This window comes from Marinicauda salina, assembly GCF_003122085.1.
Taxonomy (GTDB): Bacteria; Pseudomonadota; Alphaproteobacteria; order Caulobacterales; family Maricaulaceae; genus Maricicauda_A; species Maricicauda_A salina.
Map to the genome: position 1 here is coordinate 173,625 of NZ_QEXV01000004.1, position 14,328 is coordinate 187,952.

At 70.6% G+C, this 14,328-nt stretch carries 14 protein-coding genes; all 14 read left to right on the plus strand.

The features are described from left to right. Positions 1-32 precede the first annotated feature (32 nt). The 14 genes from dusA (at position 33) to rodA (ending at position 14,229) form a co-directional block, all read left to right on the plus strand. Positions 33-1,034 (plus strand): tRNA dihydrouridine(20/20a) synthase DusA, encoded by a 1,002-nt coding sequence (dusA, locus tag DDZ18_RS10115; protein WP_109253271.1) that lies wholly within the window; start codon positions 33-35, stop codon positions 1,032-1,034. Further along, complete coding sequence (locus tag DDZ18_RS10120; RefSeq protein ID WP_109253272.1) at positions 1,034-1,849, plus strand: sulfite exporter TauE/SafE family protein; 816 nt, start codon at positions 1,034-1,036, stop codon at positions 1,847-1,849. Before dusA ends, DDZ18_RS10120 begins: the two co-directional genes overlap by 1 nt. Positions 1,850-1,957: 108 nt before the next feature. Beyond that, positions 1,958-3,100, plus strand: coding sequence for an FtsH protease activity modulator HflK (gene hflK / locus DDZ18_RS10125; RefSeq protein ID WP_109253273.1), 1,143 nt, complete (start codon positions 1,958-1,960; stop codon positions 3,098-3,100). Further along, on the plus strand, positions 3,097-3,996 hold the full coding sequence (gene hflC / locus DDZ18_RS10130) for a protease modulator HflC (RefSeq protein ID WP_233245802.1): 900 nt from the start codon (positions 3,097-3,099) through the stop codon (positions 3,994-3,996). Before hflK ends, hflC begins: the two co-directional genes overlap by 4 nt. 3 nt (positions 3,997-3,999) lie before the next feature. Further along, a complete protein-coding gene (locus DDZ18_RS10135) occupies positions 4,000-4,185 on the plus strand; it encodes a DUF2065 family protein (RefSeq protein WP_109253274.1) in 186 nt (61 codons plus the stop codon). 94 nt (positions 4,186-4,279) lie between these two features. Then, positions 4,280-5,671, plus strand: coding sequence for a Do family serine endopeptidase (locus DDZ18_RS10140; protein WP_109253275.1), 1,392 nt, complete (start codon positions 4,280-4,282; stop codon positions 5,669-5,671). Between the two features lie 7 nt (positions 5,672-5,678). Then, positions 5,679-6,620, plus strand: a complete 942-nt coding sequence (gene miaA, locus DDZ18_RS10145) for a tRNA (adenosine(37)-N6)-dimethylallyltransferase MiaA (protein WP_109253276.1) — start codon at positions 5,679-5,681, stop codon at positions 6,618-6,620. Between the two features lie 67 nt (positions 6,621-6,687). Next, the gene (gene ilvC / locus DDZ18_RS10150; protein ID WP_109253277.1) at positions 6,688-7,683 is read left to right on the plus strand and encodes a ketol-acid reductoisomerase; all 996 of its coding nucleotides are present in this window, start codon (positions 6,688-6,690) and stop codon (positions 7,681-7,683) included. A gap of 108 nt (positions 7,684-7,791) precedes the next feature. After that, positions 7,792-8,577 (plus strand): TVP38/TMEM64 family protein, encoded by a 786-nt coding sequence (locus tag DDZ18_RS10155; protein ID WP_109253278.1) that lies wholly within the window; start codon positions 7,792-7,794, stop codon positions 8,575-8,577. A gap of 70 nt (positions 8,578-8,647) precedes the next feature. Next, positions 8,648-9,688 carry a rod shape-determining protein gene (locus tag DDZ18_RS10160; RefSeq protein ID WP_109253279.1) on the plus strand — a complete coding sequence of 347 codons (1,041 nt, stop codon included), beginning with the start codon at positions 8,648-8,650 and terminating at the stop codon, positions 9,686-9,688. 53 nt (positions 9,689-9,741) lie between these two features. Further along, complete coding sequence (mreC, locus tag DDZ18_RS10165) at positions 9,742-10,677, plus strand: rod shape-determining protein MreC (protein WP_109253280.1); 936 nt, start codon at positions 9,742-9,744, stop codon at positions 10,675-10,677. Further along, positions 10,677-11,186 carry a rod shape-determining protein MreD gene (mreD, locus tag DDZ18_RS10170; protein ID WP_109253281.1) on the plus strand — a complete coding sequence of 170 codons (510 nt, stop codon included), beginning with the start codon at positions 10,677-10,679 and terminating at the stop codon, positions 11,184-11,186. The genes mreC and mreD overlap by 1 nt, the downstream gene beginning before the upstream one ends. Before the next feature lie 21 nt (positions 11,187-11,207). Next, complete coding sequence (gene mrdA, locus DDZ18_RS10175; protein ID WP_109253282.1) at positions 11,208-13,079, plus strand: penicillin-binding protein 2; 1,872 nt, start codon at positions 11,208-11,210, stop codon at positions 13,077-13,079. 4 nt (positions 13,080-13,083) lie between these two features. After that, on the plus strand, positions 13,084-14,229 hold the full coding sequence (rodA, locus tag DDZ18_RS10180) for a rod shape-determining protein RodA (RefSeq protein ID WP_109253283.1): 1,146 nt from the start codon (positions 13,084-13,086) through the stop codon (positions 14,227-14,229). Positions 14,230-14,328: the final 99 nt, after the last annotated feature.

Below are 14,328 nucleotides of genomic sequence, written 5' to 3' on the forward strand. Positions count from 1 at the left end.
CCCAGCTTCGCGACGGCCTACATCCTCGCCCCATGACCGAGGCCCGCGACACGCTCGACCGCTGCTTCTCGGTGGCGCCGATGATGGACTGGACGGACCGGCACTGCCGGGCCTTCCATCGCGTGCTCACGCGCCGCGCGCTGCTCTACACCGAGATGGCCGTCGACCAGGCGGTCATCCACGGCGACGTCGACCGGCTCATCGGCTTCGACCCGGCCGAGCAGCCCGTCGCCATCCAGCTCGGCGGGGCGGACCCGGTGACGTTGGCCGAGGCGTCGAAGATCGCCGAGGGGTTCGGCTACGCCGAGATCAATCTCAATGTTGGCTGCCCGTCCGACCGCGTGCAGTCGGGCCGTTTCGGCGCCTGCCTGATGCGCGAGCCCGCGCTGGTGCGCGATTGCCTGGCGGCGATGCGCGAGGCGGTCTCGGTTCCCGTGACGGTCAAATCCCGCATCGGGGTGGACGACCAGGACCCGGAAACCGCGCTGTTCGAGTTCGTCGAGACGGTGTCTTCGAGCGGCGTGCGAACCTTCGTCGTCCATGCGCGAAAAGCCTGGCTCAAGGGTCTGAGCCCGAAGGAGAATCGCGACGTCCCGCCGCTCGATTACGATCTCGTCCGCCGGCTGAAGGCCGCGCGGCCCGATCTGGAGATCATCCTCAATGGCGGCCTGTCGAGCCTCGACCAGGCGCTGGCCGAGGCCGGCGGGCTCGACGGGGTGATGCTCGGCCGGGCGGCCTACCAGACGCCGTGGGCGCTTTCGCAGGTCGACAGCCGCGTCTTCGGCGAGGCCGATCCGGTCGCCGATCCGGTCGCCGTGGTCGAGGCGTATCGCCCCTATGTCGAGGCGCGCCTCGCCGAAGGCGTGAAGCTGCACGCGATCACCCGCCACATGCTCGGCCTGTTCGCGGGGCGCCCCGGCGCGCGCAAATGGCGCCAGGTTCTCTCCGCCGAGGCCAACCGGCCCGGCGCCGGCTGGGAGGTCGTCGAGGCCGCGCTCTCCGCCGTCGCGCCCGACCGCGCCGCCGCGGCCTGATGGAGAGCTATCTCCCGTTTCTCGCCGGGCTCATCGCCGTCGGCGCGTTCGCCGGGCTGATCGCCGGCCTGTTCGGGATCGGCGGCGGCGTGGTGATGGTGCCCGCGCTCTACTACACGTTCAACGCGCTGGGCTATGACGGTCACGCCATGCACGCCGCGGTGGGCACGTCGCTGGCGGTGATCGTGGCGACGTCGCTGCGCTCCGTGGCCGCGCACGCGAAACGCGGCGCGGTCGATTTTCATGTGCTCAGGACCTGGACGCCCTGGATCGTCGTCGGCGCGCTCGCCGGCTCGGCGATCGCCGATCTCGCGCCGGGCCGGGCGCTCACCGGCCTGTTCGGCGCGGTGGCGCTGCTGCTGTCGGCGCAGTTCTTCTTCGGCCGGCCGGACTGGAAGCTCGCCGATGATCTGCCGGGCCTGCCACTGCGCGGCGTTCTCGGCGCCTTCATCGGGATCCTGTCGAGCCTGATGGGCATCGGCGGGGGCGTGTTCGGCGTCACGCTGATGACGGTGTGCGGGCGCTCCATCCACACCGCCGTGGCCACGGCGGCCGGCTTCGGGGTGGCCATCGGGCTGCCCGGCGCGATCGGCTTCATGGTCGCAGGCATGGGCGAACCCATGCGCGCGCCGTTCTCGGTGGGCTATGTCAACGCGGCGGGATTCGTCGTGCTCGCCGCCGCGGCGGTCGGCCTGGCGCCCGTGGGCGCCCATCTCGCCCATTCCCTCAACCCGGCCCGGCTACGCCAGGCATTCGCGATCGGCCTGGTCGTCGTGGCGCTCAATATGCTGCGCGAGGCCGTCTTCGGCGGATGATCGACCGCGGCGAAACGCCCGGTTTCACTTGAACCAAGCGCCTGATCCGTCCAAATACGGACACCGCGACGCGACCGCGTCGCGCGGACGTCAGGATTTGGAGAGCCCATGCCCTGGAACGACAACTCTGGCGGCGGAGGCCCGTGGGGCTCCGGCGGCGGCGGGCGCAAGAACGGCGACAACCCGTGGGGCCGCGGCCCCAATCGCGGCGGGGGCGGCGGCGAGCCGCCCGATCTCGACGAGCTGGTCGCCCAGCTGCAGAACCGGCTGCGTCGCCTGTTCGGCGGCGGCCGCGGCGGCAAGGGCGGAAAGGGCGGCGGCATCGGCCTCGGCGTGATCCTCGCCGGGGCGGTCTTCGTCTGGCTCGCCTGGCCGGGGTCGGCCTGGTACGTCGTCGGGCCGAGCCAGGCCGGCGTCGTGCTGCGCTTCGGCGAATATGCGCGGACCACGCCCTCGGGCCTGCAGTTCAAGCTGCCCTATCCCGTCGAGACGGTTCTGCTGCCGGAGGTGACGACCACCAACGAGGTCGAGGTCGGCGCCACCGAAGGCGAAAGCCTGATGATTACGCGCGACGAGAACATCATCGACATCGACTTCACGGTGCAGTGGCGCGTCGATCTGCGCTATCCCGACGGCGTGCGCGACTACCTGTTCAACGTGCGCGACCAGAAGGGCACGGTGAAGGCCGTCGCCGAGAGCGCGATGCGCGAGGTGGTCGGCACGACCGAGCTGCAGCCGCTGATCACGACCGGGCGGACCGAAGCGGCCCGGCGCGCCGCAGAGATCATCCAGTCGACGCTGGACGACTATGACGCCGGGATCCAGATCCTGCAGGTGCAGCTGCGCGAATCCTCGGCGCCGTCCGCCGTCATCGAGGCGTTCCGCGACGTCGACGCGGCGCGCCAGGACGCCGAGCGCAACGTGCTCCAGGCGACCGCCTTCGCCAACCGGGTCGTCCCCGAGGCACGCGGCGAGGCGGCCCAGATCCTCGAGCAGGCGCGGGGTTATCGCGACCGCGTGATCGCCGACGCCGAAGGCCAGGCCGACCGCTTCAATTCCATCTATGAGGAGTACGCCCAGGCGCCCGACGTGACGCGCCGGCGCATGTTCCTCGAAACCATGGAGCGCGTAATCGGCCGGTCCGACCTCATCATTCTGGATCAGGACGCCGGCGCGGTGCCCTATCTGCCGCTCGATCAGCTCCGGCGCGGCCAGTCCGCAAGCAGTCAGCAGGGAGGGGGCCAGCCATGATGCGCGCTCTCACCGTAGTTTTTGCGATCGTCGTCATCGGCGGCGTGATCGCCGCGCTTTCGGCGACCTACACCGTCAACGAGCGTCAGCAGGCGCTGGTGCTCCGGTTCGGCGAACCCGTGGCGGTGGTCAATGAAGTCGGCGACGACGATCCCGGCCTGCACTTCAAGTACCCGTTCGTCGACGAGGTGACGCTGTTCGACAAGCGCAATCTCGAATTCGACATGCAGCCCGCCGAGATCCTCGCGGCCGACCAGGAGCGCCTCGTCGTCGACGCCTTCCTGCGCTACCGCATCGTCGATCCGCTCCGCGTCTACCAGACCGCGCGGGACGAACGCGGCCTGCGTCAGCGCCTGCGGGCGATCATGGACGACGCGCTGCGCGGCGTGATCGCCTCGATCCCGTCCAACGACGTCATCTCGGGCCAGCGCTCCGAGCTGATGGACCGCATCGAGACCGCGGTCGAGAGCCAGGTGGCGAGCCAGGACCTGGGCGCCGAAGTTGTCGACGTGCGCATCCTGCGCGCCGACCTGCCCCAGCAGATCGCCGACCGGGTGTTCGAGCGCATGCGGTCCGAACGCCAGCAGGAGGCCTCGCTCATCCGCGCCGAAGGCGAGGAGCGGGCTCGCGAGATCCGCGCCCAGGCCGAGCGCGAGGCGACCGTCCTCCTCGCCAACGCGCGGGCGGAATCCGAGCGCATCCGAGGCGAGGGCGACGCGCAGCGGAACGCCATCTATGCGGCGGCCTACGGTCAGGATGCGGAGTTCTTCGCCTTCTACCGTTCGATGATCGCTTATGAAGAGGCGCTCCAGGAGGGCGTGCCGATCGTGATCCCGCCGGACTCGGAATTCTTCCGCTATTTCCGGTCCGAACGCGGCGGCGACGAGCCTCAATAGGCGATGGCCCAGACTCTGCTGCTTGGTCTGGGCGTCGCCCTGGCGATCGAGGGGGCGGCCTACGCCGCCGCGCCCGGCCTGATGAAGCGGCTCGCCGCGCGCGTCGGCCTGTCCGAACCCGGCGATCTGCGCATCGCCGGGCTCGTCGCGCTGTCGCTGGGCGTGGCGCTCGTCGCGATTGTCCGGTGACGCCCCAATCCGGTCACCTGTGCGTGTCTTGCTTGCGCGCCTGAGCGCGGATACACCGCGGTTAACGCTGTCCGCGCCTAGCACGGAGCCGCTCATGCGCGCGCTATTCGCCGTCCTCCTTTTCGTCGCCGCCGCGAGCGGCGCGCATGCGCAACCGCGCGAGGGCTTCGCCGATCTCGCCGAAGAGCTGTCGCCGGCGGTGGTCAACATCTCCGCGGCGCAGCGCATGAGCGAGCGCGAGGGCCTGCCGACCTTCCCGCCGGGCTCGCCGCTGGAGCGCTTCAACGACCTGCTCGGCGAGGAGCCGCGGATCGAGAACTCGCTCGGCTCGGGCTTCGTCATCGATTCCGAGGGCGTGGTGATCACCAACAACCACGTCATCGAGAACGCCGACGAGATCGAGGTGATCCTGCATGACGGCCGGATCCTGCCCGCCGAGATCGTCGGCCGCGATCCCGCGACCGACCTGGCCGTGCTGCGCGTCGAGCCCGAGGCGCCGCTGCCGGCCGTGCCCTTCGGCGACAGCGATGCGGCCCGCGTCGGCGACTGGGTCGTCGCCATCGGCAACCCGTTCGGGTTCGGCGGGTCGCTGACCGCGGGCGTGATCTCGGCGCGCGGCCGCGAGATCGGCGGGCGCTACGACGACTACCTGCAGACCGATGTCGCCATCAATCGCGGCAATTCCGGCGGCCCGCTGTTCAACATGGACGGCGAGGTCATCGGGGTGAACACGGCGATCTTCTCGCCCACGGGGACAAGCGTCGGCATCAGCTTCTCCATTCCCTCGGCCGTGGCCGTGCCGGTGATCGACCAGCTGCTCGAATACGGCGAGACGCGTCGCGGCTGGATCGGGGTGAACGTCCAGCCCGTCACCCCCGACATGGCCGCCGCGCTCGGCCTGTCGAGCCCGCGCGGCGCGGTGGTGAGCCGCGTCGACCCGGAAGGGCCGGCCGGCGAGGCGGGCCTCGAGCCGGGCGATCTCATCCTCGCCTTTGGAGGCCAGCCGGTGCCCGACGACCGGCGCCTGCCGCGCATCGTCGCCGAGACTGAGCCGGGCGCGCGCGCCGATGTCGACATCCTGCGCCGCGGCGAGGCGATCACGCTGGAGGTGGAGGTCGCGCGCCTCGACGAGGAGGGCGCCGGACCGCCGACGCCGCGGGCCGCGGAAGACCCCGCCGACGAGCCGACGGCCGCGCAGTCGTCCTTGTTCGGCCTGACGCTGAGCCCGCTCACCGACGCGCTGCGCCGGGAATGGCGCGTCCATCCCGACGCCGAGGGGCTGCTGGTTGTCGAGGTCGATCCCGACTCCGACGCGGCGGGCAAGGTGCGCGCCGGCGACGTCGTCGAGGAGATCGCCTGGACGCGGATCGAGACGATCGACGAGGCCCGCGAGGTGGCCGAGGACGCCGCCGGCGCCGGCGGCGAACCCGTCCTGTTCACGCTCAATCGCGACGGGCAGTTCGTGCTGCAGACCGTCCGGCCCTGAGCCGGCGATGGGCGCGGGCCCCGACATCCTCCTCCTCGGCGGGCCGACCGCTTCGGGCAAGACCGCGCTCGGGCTCCACGCCGCACGCCGCCTCGGCGCCGAGATCGTCAACGCCGATTCCATGCAGGTCTATTCGGGCCTGCGCATCCTCACCGCGCGTCCGACGGACGCGGAGATGGAGGGTGTTCCCCATCACCTCTTCGGCGTCATCGATCCGGCCGAACGCTGCTCGGTCGGGCGCTGGAGCCGGATGGCGCTGGCCGCGCTCGTCGACATTCGCGCGCGCGGGAAACGCGCCGTGTTCGTCGGCGGAACCGGTCTTTATTTCAAGGCCTTGACCGAAGGTCTTGTGCCGACGCCCGAGATTCCTGACGCCGTGCGGGCCGCCGTGCGCGAGCTCGCCGAGACCGGCGACGCGGAGGCGTTGCGCGCCGAGGCCCAGCGCCTCGATCCGACGGGCGCGGCGTCGGTCGAGGCCGGCGATCGCCAGCGGCTCATTCGCCTTATCGAGGTCGCGCGGGCCGCCGGCCGGCCGCTCAGCGCGCTGCAGGCCGAGACCGCGCCGCCCATCCCGCCCGACGCCTGGCGCGGCGTCGTCCTGCAGCCGCCCCGCGACGCGCTCTACGAACGCATCGAGGCGCGCTTCGACGCGATGATGGACGAGGGCGCGCTCGACGAGGCCCGGGCGATCGCCGGTCGAGACCTGGATCCCGATCTGCCGGCGATGAAGGCCGTCGGGCTGCCGCCGCTGCTGGCGCATCTGCGCGGCGAGACCGATCTCGACGAGGCCGTTCGCCTCGCCCGGCGCGACACGCGCCGCTACGCCAAGCGCCAGTTCACCTGGTTCTCCAATCAGCATCCGGGCTGGGCGCGGATCGCCGAGCTTGACCCCGACGCGGCGCGCGCCGAGCTTGATCGCATTCTCGACGAGGAGTTCGCGCCATGCTGAGCGCCGCACGCGCCGTCCGACGCGCGAGGCGTCCGGGTCCCGGCCGCGCAGCAACGGAGCCCGGACAGTGACCGACGCCCTCTACGAGGCCGAAATCGATCTCGCGCCGGTCCGATCGCGCACGATCGCCATCGTGGGCTACGGCAATCATGGCCGCGCCCATGCGCTGAACCTGCGCGACCAGGGCGCGGAGCAGATCCTGATCGGGCTGCGCGAGGGGTCCGCGTCGAAGGCCAAGGCCGAGGCCGACGGGTTCGAGACGGTCTCGATCGCCGACGCCGCCCGGCGGGCCGATGCGATCGCGCTGCTCGCCGCCGACGAGGCCCATGGCGAGATCTGGCGCGAGCATGTCGCCGAGCATCGCAAGCCCGGCCAGGCGTTGATCGTCTGCCATGGCTTCTCCATCGAGTACGGGCTGATCGAGCCGCCCGCCGACTGCGACGTGCTGCTGTGCGCGGCGAAGGGGCCTGGCGGGGCGGTGAGGACGAGCTTCGAGAAGGGCGGTGGGCTGATCGGCTTCTGGGCCGTGGCGCAGGATGCGTCGGGCGAGGCCGAGGCGCTGGCCAAGGCCTATCTCGCCGGCATCGGCTGCGGGCGCGCGGGCATCTTTCCCACCAGCTTCGGCGAGGAGGCGCTGTCGGACATCCTCGGCGAGCAGGCCGTGCTCGTGGGCGGCATGTGCGCGCTGGCGCGGACAGGCTACGAGGCGCTGGTCGAGGCCGGCATCAGCCCGCGCATGGCCTATATCGACACCGTCCACGAGCTCAAATACATCGCCGATCTCATCCACGAGCGCGGGATCGCGGGCATGTACGCGGCGATCTCCGACACCGCCGAGTTCGGTTCGCACGAAGTGGAGGGGCCGATCGCCGAGGCCGTGCGGCCCGTGTTCGACCGCATCGTCGACGACGTCACGGCGGGCGATTTCGCGGCGCGCTGGGTCGCCGACTACGAGGCCGGCCGGGCCTGGCTGAAGCAGGCGCGCGCACGCGCCGCGGCCCACTCCCTGGAGGATGTCGGCCGCGAACTGCGCGGCCTGCTCGGCGGCCGCGGCGAGGATTGAGACGACGGGGTCTGCGCGAGGATTTTGACAAAACGCGGCGCTTGCCGTGTTAGTGCGGCACGTCGCGTGCACGGGGCGCGACAGGGCGTGCATGATGTGGATTCGGCCATGAACCGGCTCTTGCAGTTCTTCATGCGGATGGACCGACGCGCGGGCCGCGCGGTCGCGGTCTCCATCGCGCTGTTCGCCTGCGTCGCGGCGGTGTTCATCGTCGGCCGCTTCGTGCTCGGCGTCGAACCGGGCGCGGTCCGAAGCTGGTTCGAGACCGCCTCAAGCGAATGGTACGCGCTGCCGGTCACCATCGTCGTCTTCACCGCGCTCGCCTTCGTCGGCGCGCCGCAGTTCGCGCTGATCGCCGCGGCGGTGTTCGCCTTCGGGCCCGTCGCAGGCTTCATCTATTCCTGGATCGCCACGATGGTCTCGGCGACGGTCAATTTCTGGTTCGGCCGCTTCTTCGGCGCCGATCTCATCCGCCGATACGGCGGGCTGACGGTCAACCGCATCTCGGCCTTCGTCGGGCGCAACGGCTTCTTCGCCAGCTTCATCGTGCGCATCGTGCCCTCGGCGCCCTTCATCGTCGTGAACATGGCCGCGGGCATGTCCCACATGTCCTACTTCGCCTTCATCGCCGGGGCGGGGCTCGGCGTGATCCCGAAGACCGCGCTCGTGGCGTTCGCCGGCGGAGGCATCATCGCGCTCATCTCGGGCGGCAGCATCTGGGCGGCGATCGCGCTGGGCGCGGCGGCGCTGGCCTGGCTCGGCCTCATGCTTGTCGGGCGGCGCTGGCTGCGCGGCGCGCTCGACGATCCCGAGCCGGCTGCATCCGCAGGTGCGTCGGAGGAGGCGGACCCGCTTGCAATAAAGGACGCTGCGTCGCACAAGGACTCACGCTAGACCTTGACGGCTTCCGGCGAACGCCGGAGCCTTCGCGCGCCCCTCAACCCCTCGACTCACGGGATTCGCAATGCTCTCAAGCGTGTTCGGCCTTCTGTCCGCGGACATCGCCATAGATCTCGGCACTGCGAACACGCTGGTATACGTCAAGGGACGCGGCGTCGTGCTCGACGAGCCCTCCGTCGTCGCCTTCAAGGTCGAGAAGGGCCGCAAGCAGGTCCAGGCGGTCGGCGCCGAGGCCAAGCTGATGCTGGGCAAGACGCCCGGAAACGTCGAGGCGATCCGGCCGATGCGCGACGGCGTGATCGCCGATTTCGACGTCGCCGAGGCGATGATCAAGCACTTCATCGAGAAGGTGCACAACCGGCGCACCTTCGTCAGCCCGCAGGTGGTCATATGCGTGCCCTCGGGCGCGACGGCCGTCGAGCGGCGCGCGATCCACGAAAGCGCCCACAGCGCCGGCGCGCGCAAGGTCTATCTCATCGACGAGCCGATGGCCGCCGCCGTCGGCGCCGGGCTGCCCATCGACGAGCCGACGGGCTCGATGATCGTCGATATCGGCGGCGGCACGACCGAGGTCGCGGTGATGTCGCTGTCGGGCATCGTCTACTCGCGCTCGGTGCGCGTGGGCGGCGACAAGATGGACGAGGCCATCATCAATTACATACGCCGCTCGGCGAACCTCTTGATCGGCGAGACCTCCGCGGAGAGGATCAAGAAGGAGATCGGCTCGGCGACACCGCCGCCCAAGGGCGAGGGGCTCAGCCTGGAGATCAAGGGCCGCGACCTGATGAACGGCGTGCCGCGCGAGATCGCGGTGACCGAGGCGATGATCGCCGACGCCCTGTCCGAGCCGGTCGAGCAGATCGTCGAGGCCGTCAAGCAGGCCCTCGAGGCGACGCCGCCCGAGCTCGCCGCCGACATCGTCGACAAGGGCATCGTGCTCACCGGCGGCGGCGCGCTCCTGCGCAATCTCGACACCGAGCTGCGCGATCGCACCGGCCTGCCGGTCAGCCTCGCCGACGAACCGCTGTCCTGCGTCGTGCTCGGCTGCGGCAAGGCGGTTGAGAATCTTAAGGTCTGGCGTCCTATCCTGTCCGAGGCCGTCTGACCTCAGAAGGGAGGCGCCTCTCAGTGGCGCAGCGGCGATCGGCGCGGCGAGACATGGATGACGGGGTCCGGTTCTCCCGGCCCTTCTACATCTCCCTGCTCGTCATCTGCGTGGTTCTCATCATCTTCGACCGGCCCGCCCAGCGCTCCGAGCTGCTCTCGACGGCGCGCGCCCGGTTCAATGACGTCGCCGCCCCGGTGCTGGAGCTGACCGCCCAGCCCATGCGCGGGATCGGCAATATCGGGCCGTGGTGGCGCCGGCAGATCGAGCTCGCCCGGGAGAACCAGCAGCTGCGCGAGGACCTGTCCGAACTGCGCGCCTGGCGCGATGTCGCGCTGTCGCTCCGCGACCGGACCCAGGCCTACGAGGAGGCGCTGAACGTCCAGGCGCCGTCGAGCCGCCGGCGCATCACCGCGTGGACGGTCGCCGAACGCTCGGGGCCCTTCGTGCGCGCGCGCCTGATCGGCGTCGGCGCCGAGGACGGCGTGCGCGAGGGCTATCCCGCGCTCAACATCTACGGGCTGATCGGGCGCACCGTCGATGTCGGCCGGCAATCGGCGCGCATTCTCCTGCTCACCGACCTCAACAGCCGCGTCGCGGTGATGGCCGATCGCTCCAACGCCCGCGCGCTGCTTGTCGGCGACAACTCGGACTTCCCGCGGCTGGAATATCTCGGCCGCGAGCCCGACCTCGTGGAGGGCGACCGGATCGTGACGTCGGGCGACGACAACGTCATGCCGCGCGGCCTGCCGGTCGGCGAAGCCGTGCGCGATCGCGACGGCCGCTGGCGCGTGGCGCTGTACAGCCGCGCCGCGCCCACGGACCTGGTCTGGATCTGGCCGTTCCAGCCGATCGAACCGCCCGAGGCCGATCCCGTCGAGGACGCCGACGCCGCCGCGCCGCCCGCCGAAGAACCGCCCGCGGTGGCCGCCGCCGACGATTCCCCGACCGCGCCGTCGGCGGACGACGACGACACGGGAGGCGGCTGATGCGCGCTCCGCTCGATCGCCGGTCGTCCGGCCCCGTCTATTTCTGGATCACGGCCACTCTGGCGGGGAGCCTGCTGCTGCAGGCCGCGCCGCTGCGGTTTCCGGGCGAGTGGGCCGACTTCGTGCCGCTCGTCCCGCTAATGACGCTGTTCCTCTGGTCGGCGCGCCGGCCGGAATTCACCCCGCCCTGGCTCATCTTCGTCATCGGCGTGTTCCAGGACCTGCTCACCGGCGGCCCGCTCGGCATCTGGCCGCTCGCCTACCTGATCGCTTTCGGGATCGCGCGGCCGCGCGACGAAGAGGGCGCCGGCGAGATCCTTCCGCTGTCGATCCGCTTCGCGATCCTGTGCGCGATCGCGCTGCTGGCCGCCTGGCTCGGCGGCGCGATGGCCTACGGCGAACCCGTCGGCGGGCCCGCGTTGCTTAAGGAGGGCGCGCCCACCATACTTCTGTTCCCCCTGTTCGCCTGGATTTTCGGTCGGCGGCGGGAACGGACGTCCTTCTTCTAGCCGGATCGGAAGACGCGCGCGATGAGACGCGACAAGCAGGAGTCCCAGGCCCAGTTCAACCGCCGCGCGTTCCTCGCCGGCGGGCTGGGCGCGGCCGGCTTCGCGGGCCTTGCGGGGCGCCTCTACACGCTGCAGATCCTCAACGAGGACCGCTACCGGCTTCTGTCGGAGAACAACCAGTTCAATTTCCGACTCCAGCCGCCGCGTCGCGGGCGGATCCTCGACCGGTTCGGCGAGCCGCTCGCGGAGAACCGGGACAGCTACCGCATCTTCCTGATCCCCGAGCAGGCCGGCGACCCGAGCGCGGCGCTGACCAAGCTGAGCCGGTTCGTGCCGCTGAGCGACGGGCGCATCGAGCGCGTGCTCCGCGACGTCGCCCGCTCGCCGGGATTCCGGCCGGTCACCGTCGTCGAGGACCTCGACTGGGAGACCTTCGCGCTGGTCAATCTCAACCTGCCCGAGCTCTCCGGCGTGATGCCGGACGTGGGCGAGGTGAGGACCTATCCCTATCCGCAGGCCTTCGCCCACGTGACGGGCTATGTCCAGGCCGCGCCCGAAGAGGTCGCCGGCGACGACCCGCTGCTGCTGCATCCCGGTTTCCGCATCGGCCGGGCCGGCGTCGAGGCGTCGATGGAGGACACGCTGCGCGGCTCGGCCGGTCAGCTCAAGGTCGAGGTCAACGCCCACGGCCGCGTGATCCGCGAGCTCCCCGAGCAGTCCGTGCCCGCCGTTCCGGGCGAGGATGTGAGCCTGTCGATCGACGCCGAGGCGCAGCGCTACGGCGTCGAGCGCCTGGGCCAGGAGAGCGCCGCGGCGGTCACGCTGGATCTGCAGACCGGCGAGATCCTTTCGCTCGTTTCGACCCCGAGCTTCGATCCCAACCAGTTCGTCCTGGGCATCTCGCAGGAGAATTTCCGCGAGCTCAACGAGCACGAATACCGGCCGCTCTTCAACAAGGCGACGACCGGGCTCTATTCGCCGGCCTCGACGGTGAAGGGCATGGTCGCCCTCGCCGCGCTCGAGGCCGGCGTCATCGACCCCCACGAGCAGGTCGTCTGCCGCGGGCGGACCCGGCTGGGCGACCGGATGTTCCACTGCTGGCGTCGCGAGGGGCACGGCGCCGTCGACATGCATGACGGCATCAAGACGTCCTGCGACATCTATTTCTACGAGGTCGCCGAACGCCTCGGCATCGAGCGGATGCGCGAGATGGCCGTGCGGATGGGATTCGGCCAGCTCTTCGATATCGGCATGGCGATCCCGTCGCGCGCCGAGGGGCTCTATCCGAGCCCGCAATGGAAGCGCGCCCGCCGCGGCCAGCCCTGGACGACGGGCGACACCTACAACACCGGCATCGGGCAGGGCTTCGTCCTGTCCTCGCCGCTGCAGCTGGCCGTGATGACGGGCCGGCTGGCGACAGGGCGGGCGATCGTGCCGACCCTGTCGCGCCGTCCCGAAGCGCCGGCCTTCCCGGAACTGGGCATCGCGCCCGATCATCATTCGATCGTCCACGACGCCCTGCGCGCCGTCGTCCACGAGCCGGGCGGCACGTCCTACTGGACGCTGCGCGGCGGGCTCGGGATCGAGGGCGTGGAGATGTGCGGCAAGACCGGCACCTCGCAGGTCTACTCGATCACGCCCGAGGAACGCGCCCGGGGCGTGCGCGACCAGGAGGACCTGCCCTGGCGGCTCCGGAATCACGGCCTGTTCATCGGCTATGCGCCCGCGGCCGATCCCCAGTACGCCGTCGCCCTGGTCGTCGAGCACGGCGGGGGCGGTTCGAGCGCGGCGGCGCGCCCGGCGCGCGACATCCTCAAGGACATCGTCGAACGCGATCCCGCCGGACGGATGGGCCCGATCGCGGCGCGCGCCGACGGCGCGGGGAGGGGCTAGACCGATGGCCGTCTTCGCCCAGACCGTCCCGCGCGATCTCCGCAGCAAGCTCTACGAGATCAACTGGGCCTTCGTGCTGCTGGTGCTGCTCGCCGGCGCCATCGGCGTGGGCATGCTCTACTCGGTGGCCGGCGGCGACTGGAGCCCGTGGGCGATCCGCCATGCCGGCCGCTTCGCCGGCGGCGTTCTGCTGATGATGGTCGCGGCGATGTTCCCGCCGCGATTCTGGATCGGGCTGGCCTATCCCGCCTATCTCGGCGCGCTGATCCTGCTCGTCGGCGTCGAGCTGTTCGGCGTCACCGCGATGGGCGCGCAGCGCTGGCTCGAGTTCGGCCCGATCCGCATGCAGCCCTCGGAGATCATGAAGGTCGCGCTCGTGCTGGCGCTGGCGCGCTACTACCACGACATCGAGCCGGAGCGCGTCTCCAGCCTCGGCGGGCTGCTCGTGCCGGCGGTGATGATCGGCGCGCCGGTGGCGCTGATCATGAAACAGCCCGATCTCGGCACGGCGATGCTGGTGGGCGCGACCGGCGCGGCGATCGTGTTCATGGCGGGGCTGAGCTGGAAGGTGATCATCGGCGCGGGCGGACTGGCCTCCGTCGGCGCGCCGCTCTTTCTTCAGTACGGCCTGCAGGACTATCAGCGCGACCGCGTTCTGACCTTCCTCAACCCGGAGGCCGATCCGCTGGGGGCGGGCTACCAGATCCTGCAGTCGAAGATCGCCCTGGGCTCCGGCGGCCTGACCGGAAAGGGCTTCATGCAGGGCACGCAGGCCCATCTCAACTACCTGCCCGAGAAGCAGACCGACTTCATCTTCACCATGCTCGGCGAGGAGTTCGGCTTCGTCGGCGGGATCGGCGTGCTGGCGATCTATGCGCTGATCCTGGGCAACTGCATCCTCATCGCGACCTCGTGCAAGTCGATCTTCCTGAGGCTGGTCACGATGGGCATCGCCACGACGATGGCGCTCTACGTCTTCATCAACACCGCCATGGTGATGGGGTTGGCGCCGGTGGTCGGCGTGCCGCTGCCGATGATCTCCTATGGCGGCACGGTCATGATCACCGTCCTGTTCGGGCTCGGCCTGGTGCTGGGCGCGCACGTCCACCGCGGCGCCGAACCCCCGCAAGGCGCGGGGCTTTTCGGCTGAGCGCGGCTTGACCCGCGTCGCCAGTTGACAGAATCTCCGCGGCCATCCGCCGCACGCGCGGCGAGGGGGAAAATGCGCCGGCGCGCCGGCAGCGGGGAG

Excerpts from the sequence above, each read along its gene's own strand:
- rodA (WP_109253283.1), top strand. The coding sequence starts at position 13,084 with ATGGCCGTCTTCGCCCAGACCGTCCCGCGCGATCTCCGCAGCAAGCTC.
- miaA (WP_109253276.1), top strand. The coding sequence starts at position 5,679 with ATGGGCGCGGGCCCCGACATCCTCCTCCTCGGCGGGCCGACCGCTTCG.
- DDZ18_RS10155 (WP_109253278.1), top strand. The coding sequence starts at position 7,792 with ATGAACCGGCTCTTGCAGTTCTTCATGCGGATGGACCGACGCGCGGGC.
- mrdA (WP_109253282.1), top strand. The coding sequence starts at position 11,208 with ATGAGACGCGACAAGCAGGAGTCCCAGGCCCAGTTCAACCGCCGCGCG.
- hflK (WP_109253273.1), top strand. The coding sequence starts at position 1,958 with ATGCCCTGGAACGACAACTCTGGCGGCGGAGGCCCGTGGGGCTCCGGC.
- DDZ18_RS10135 (WP_109253274.1), top strand. The coding sequence starts at position 4,000 with ATGGCCCAGACTCTGCTGCTTGGTCTGGGCGTCGCCCTGGCGATCGAG.
- DDZ18_RS10160 (WP_109253279.1), top strand. The coding sequence starts at position 8,648 with ATGCTCTCAAGCGTGTTCGGCCTTCTGTCCGCGGACATCGCCATAGAT.
- mreC (WP_109253280.1), top strand. The coding sequence starts at position 9,742 with ATGGATGACGGGGTCCGGTTCTCCCGGCCCTTCTACATCTCCCTGCTC.
- dusA (WP_109253271.1), top strand. The coding sequence starts at position 33 with ATGACCGAGGCCCGCGACACGCTCGACCGCTGCTTCTCGGTGGCGCCG.
- mreD (WP_109253281.1), top strand. The coding sequence starts at position 10,677 with ATGCGCGCTCCGCTCGATCGCCGGTCGTCCGGCCCCGTCTATTTCTGG.
- DDZ18_RS10140 (WP_109253275.1), top strand. The coding sequence starts at position 4,280 with ATGCGCGCGCTATTCGCCGTCCTCCTTTTCGTCGCCGCCGCGAGCGGC.
- hflC (WP_233245802.1), top strand. The coding sequence starts at position 3,097 with ATGATGCGCGCTCTCACCGTAGTTTTTGCGATCGTCGTCATCGGCGGC.
- DDZ18_RS10120 (WP_109253272.1), top strand. The coding sequence starts at position 1,034 with ATGGAGAGCTATCTCCCGTTTCTCGCCGGGCTCATCGCCGTCGGCGCG.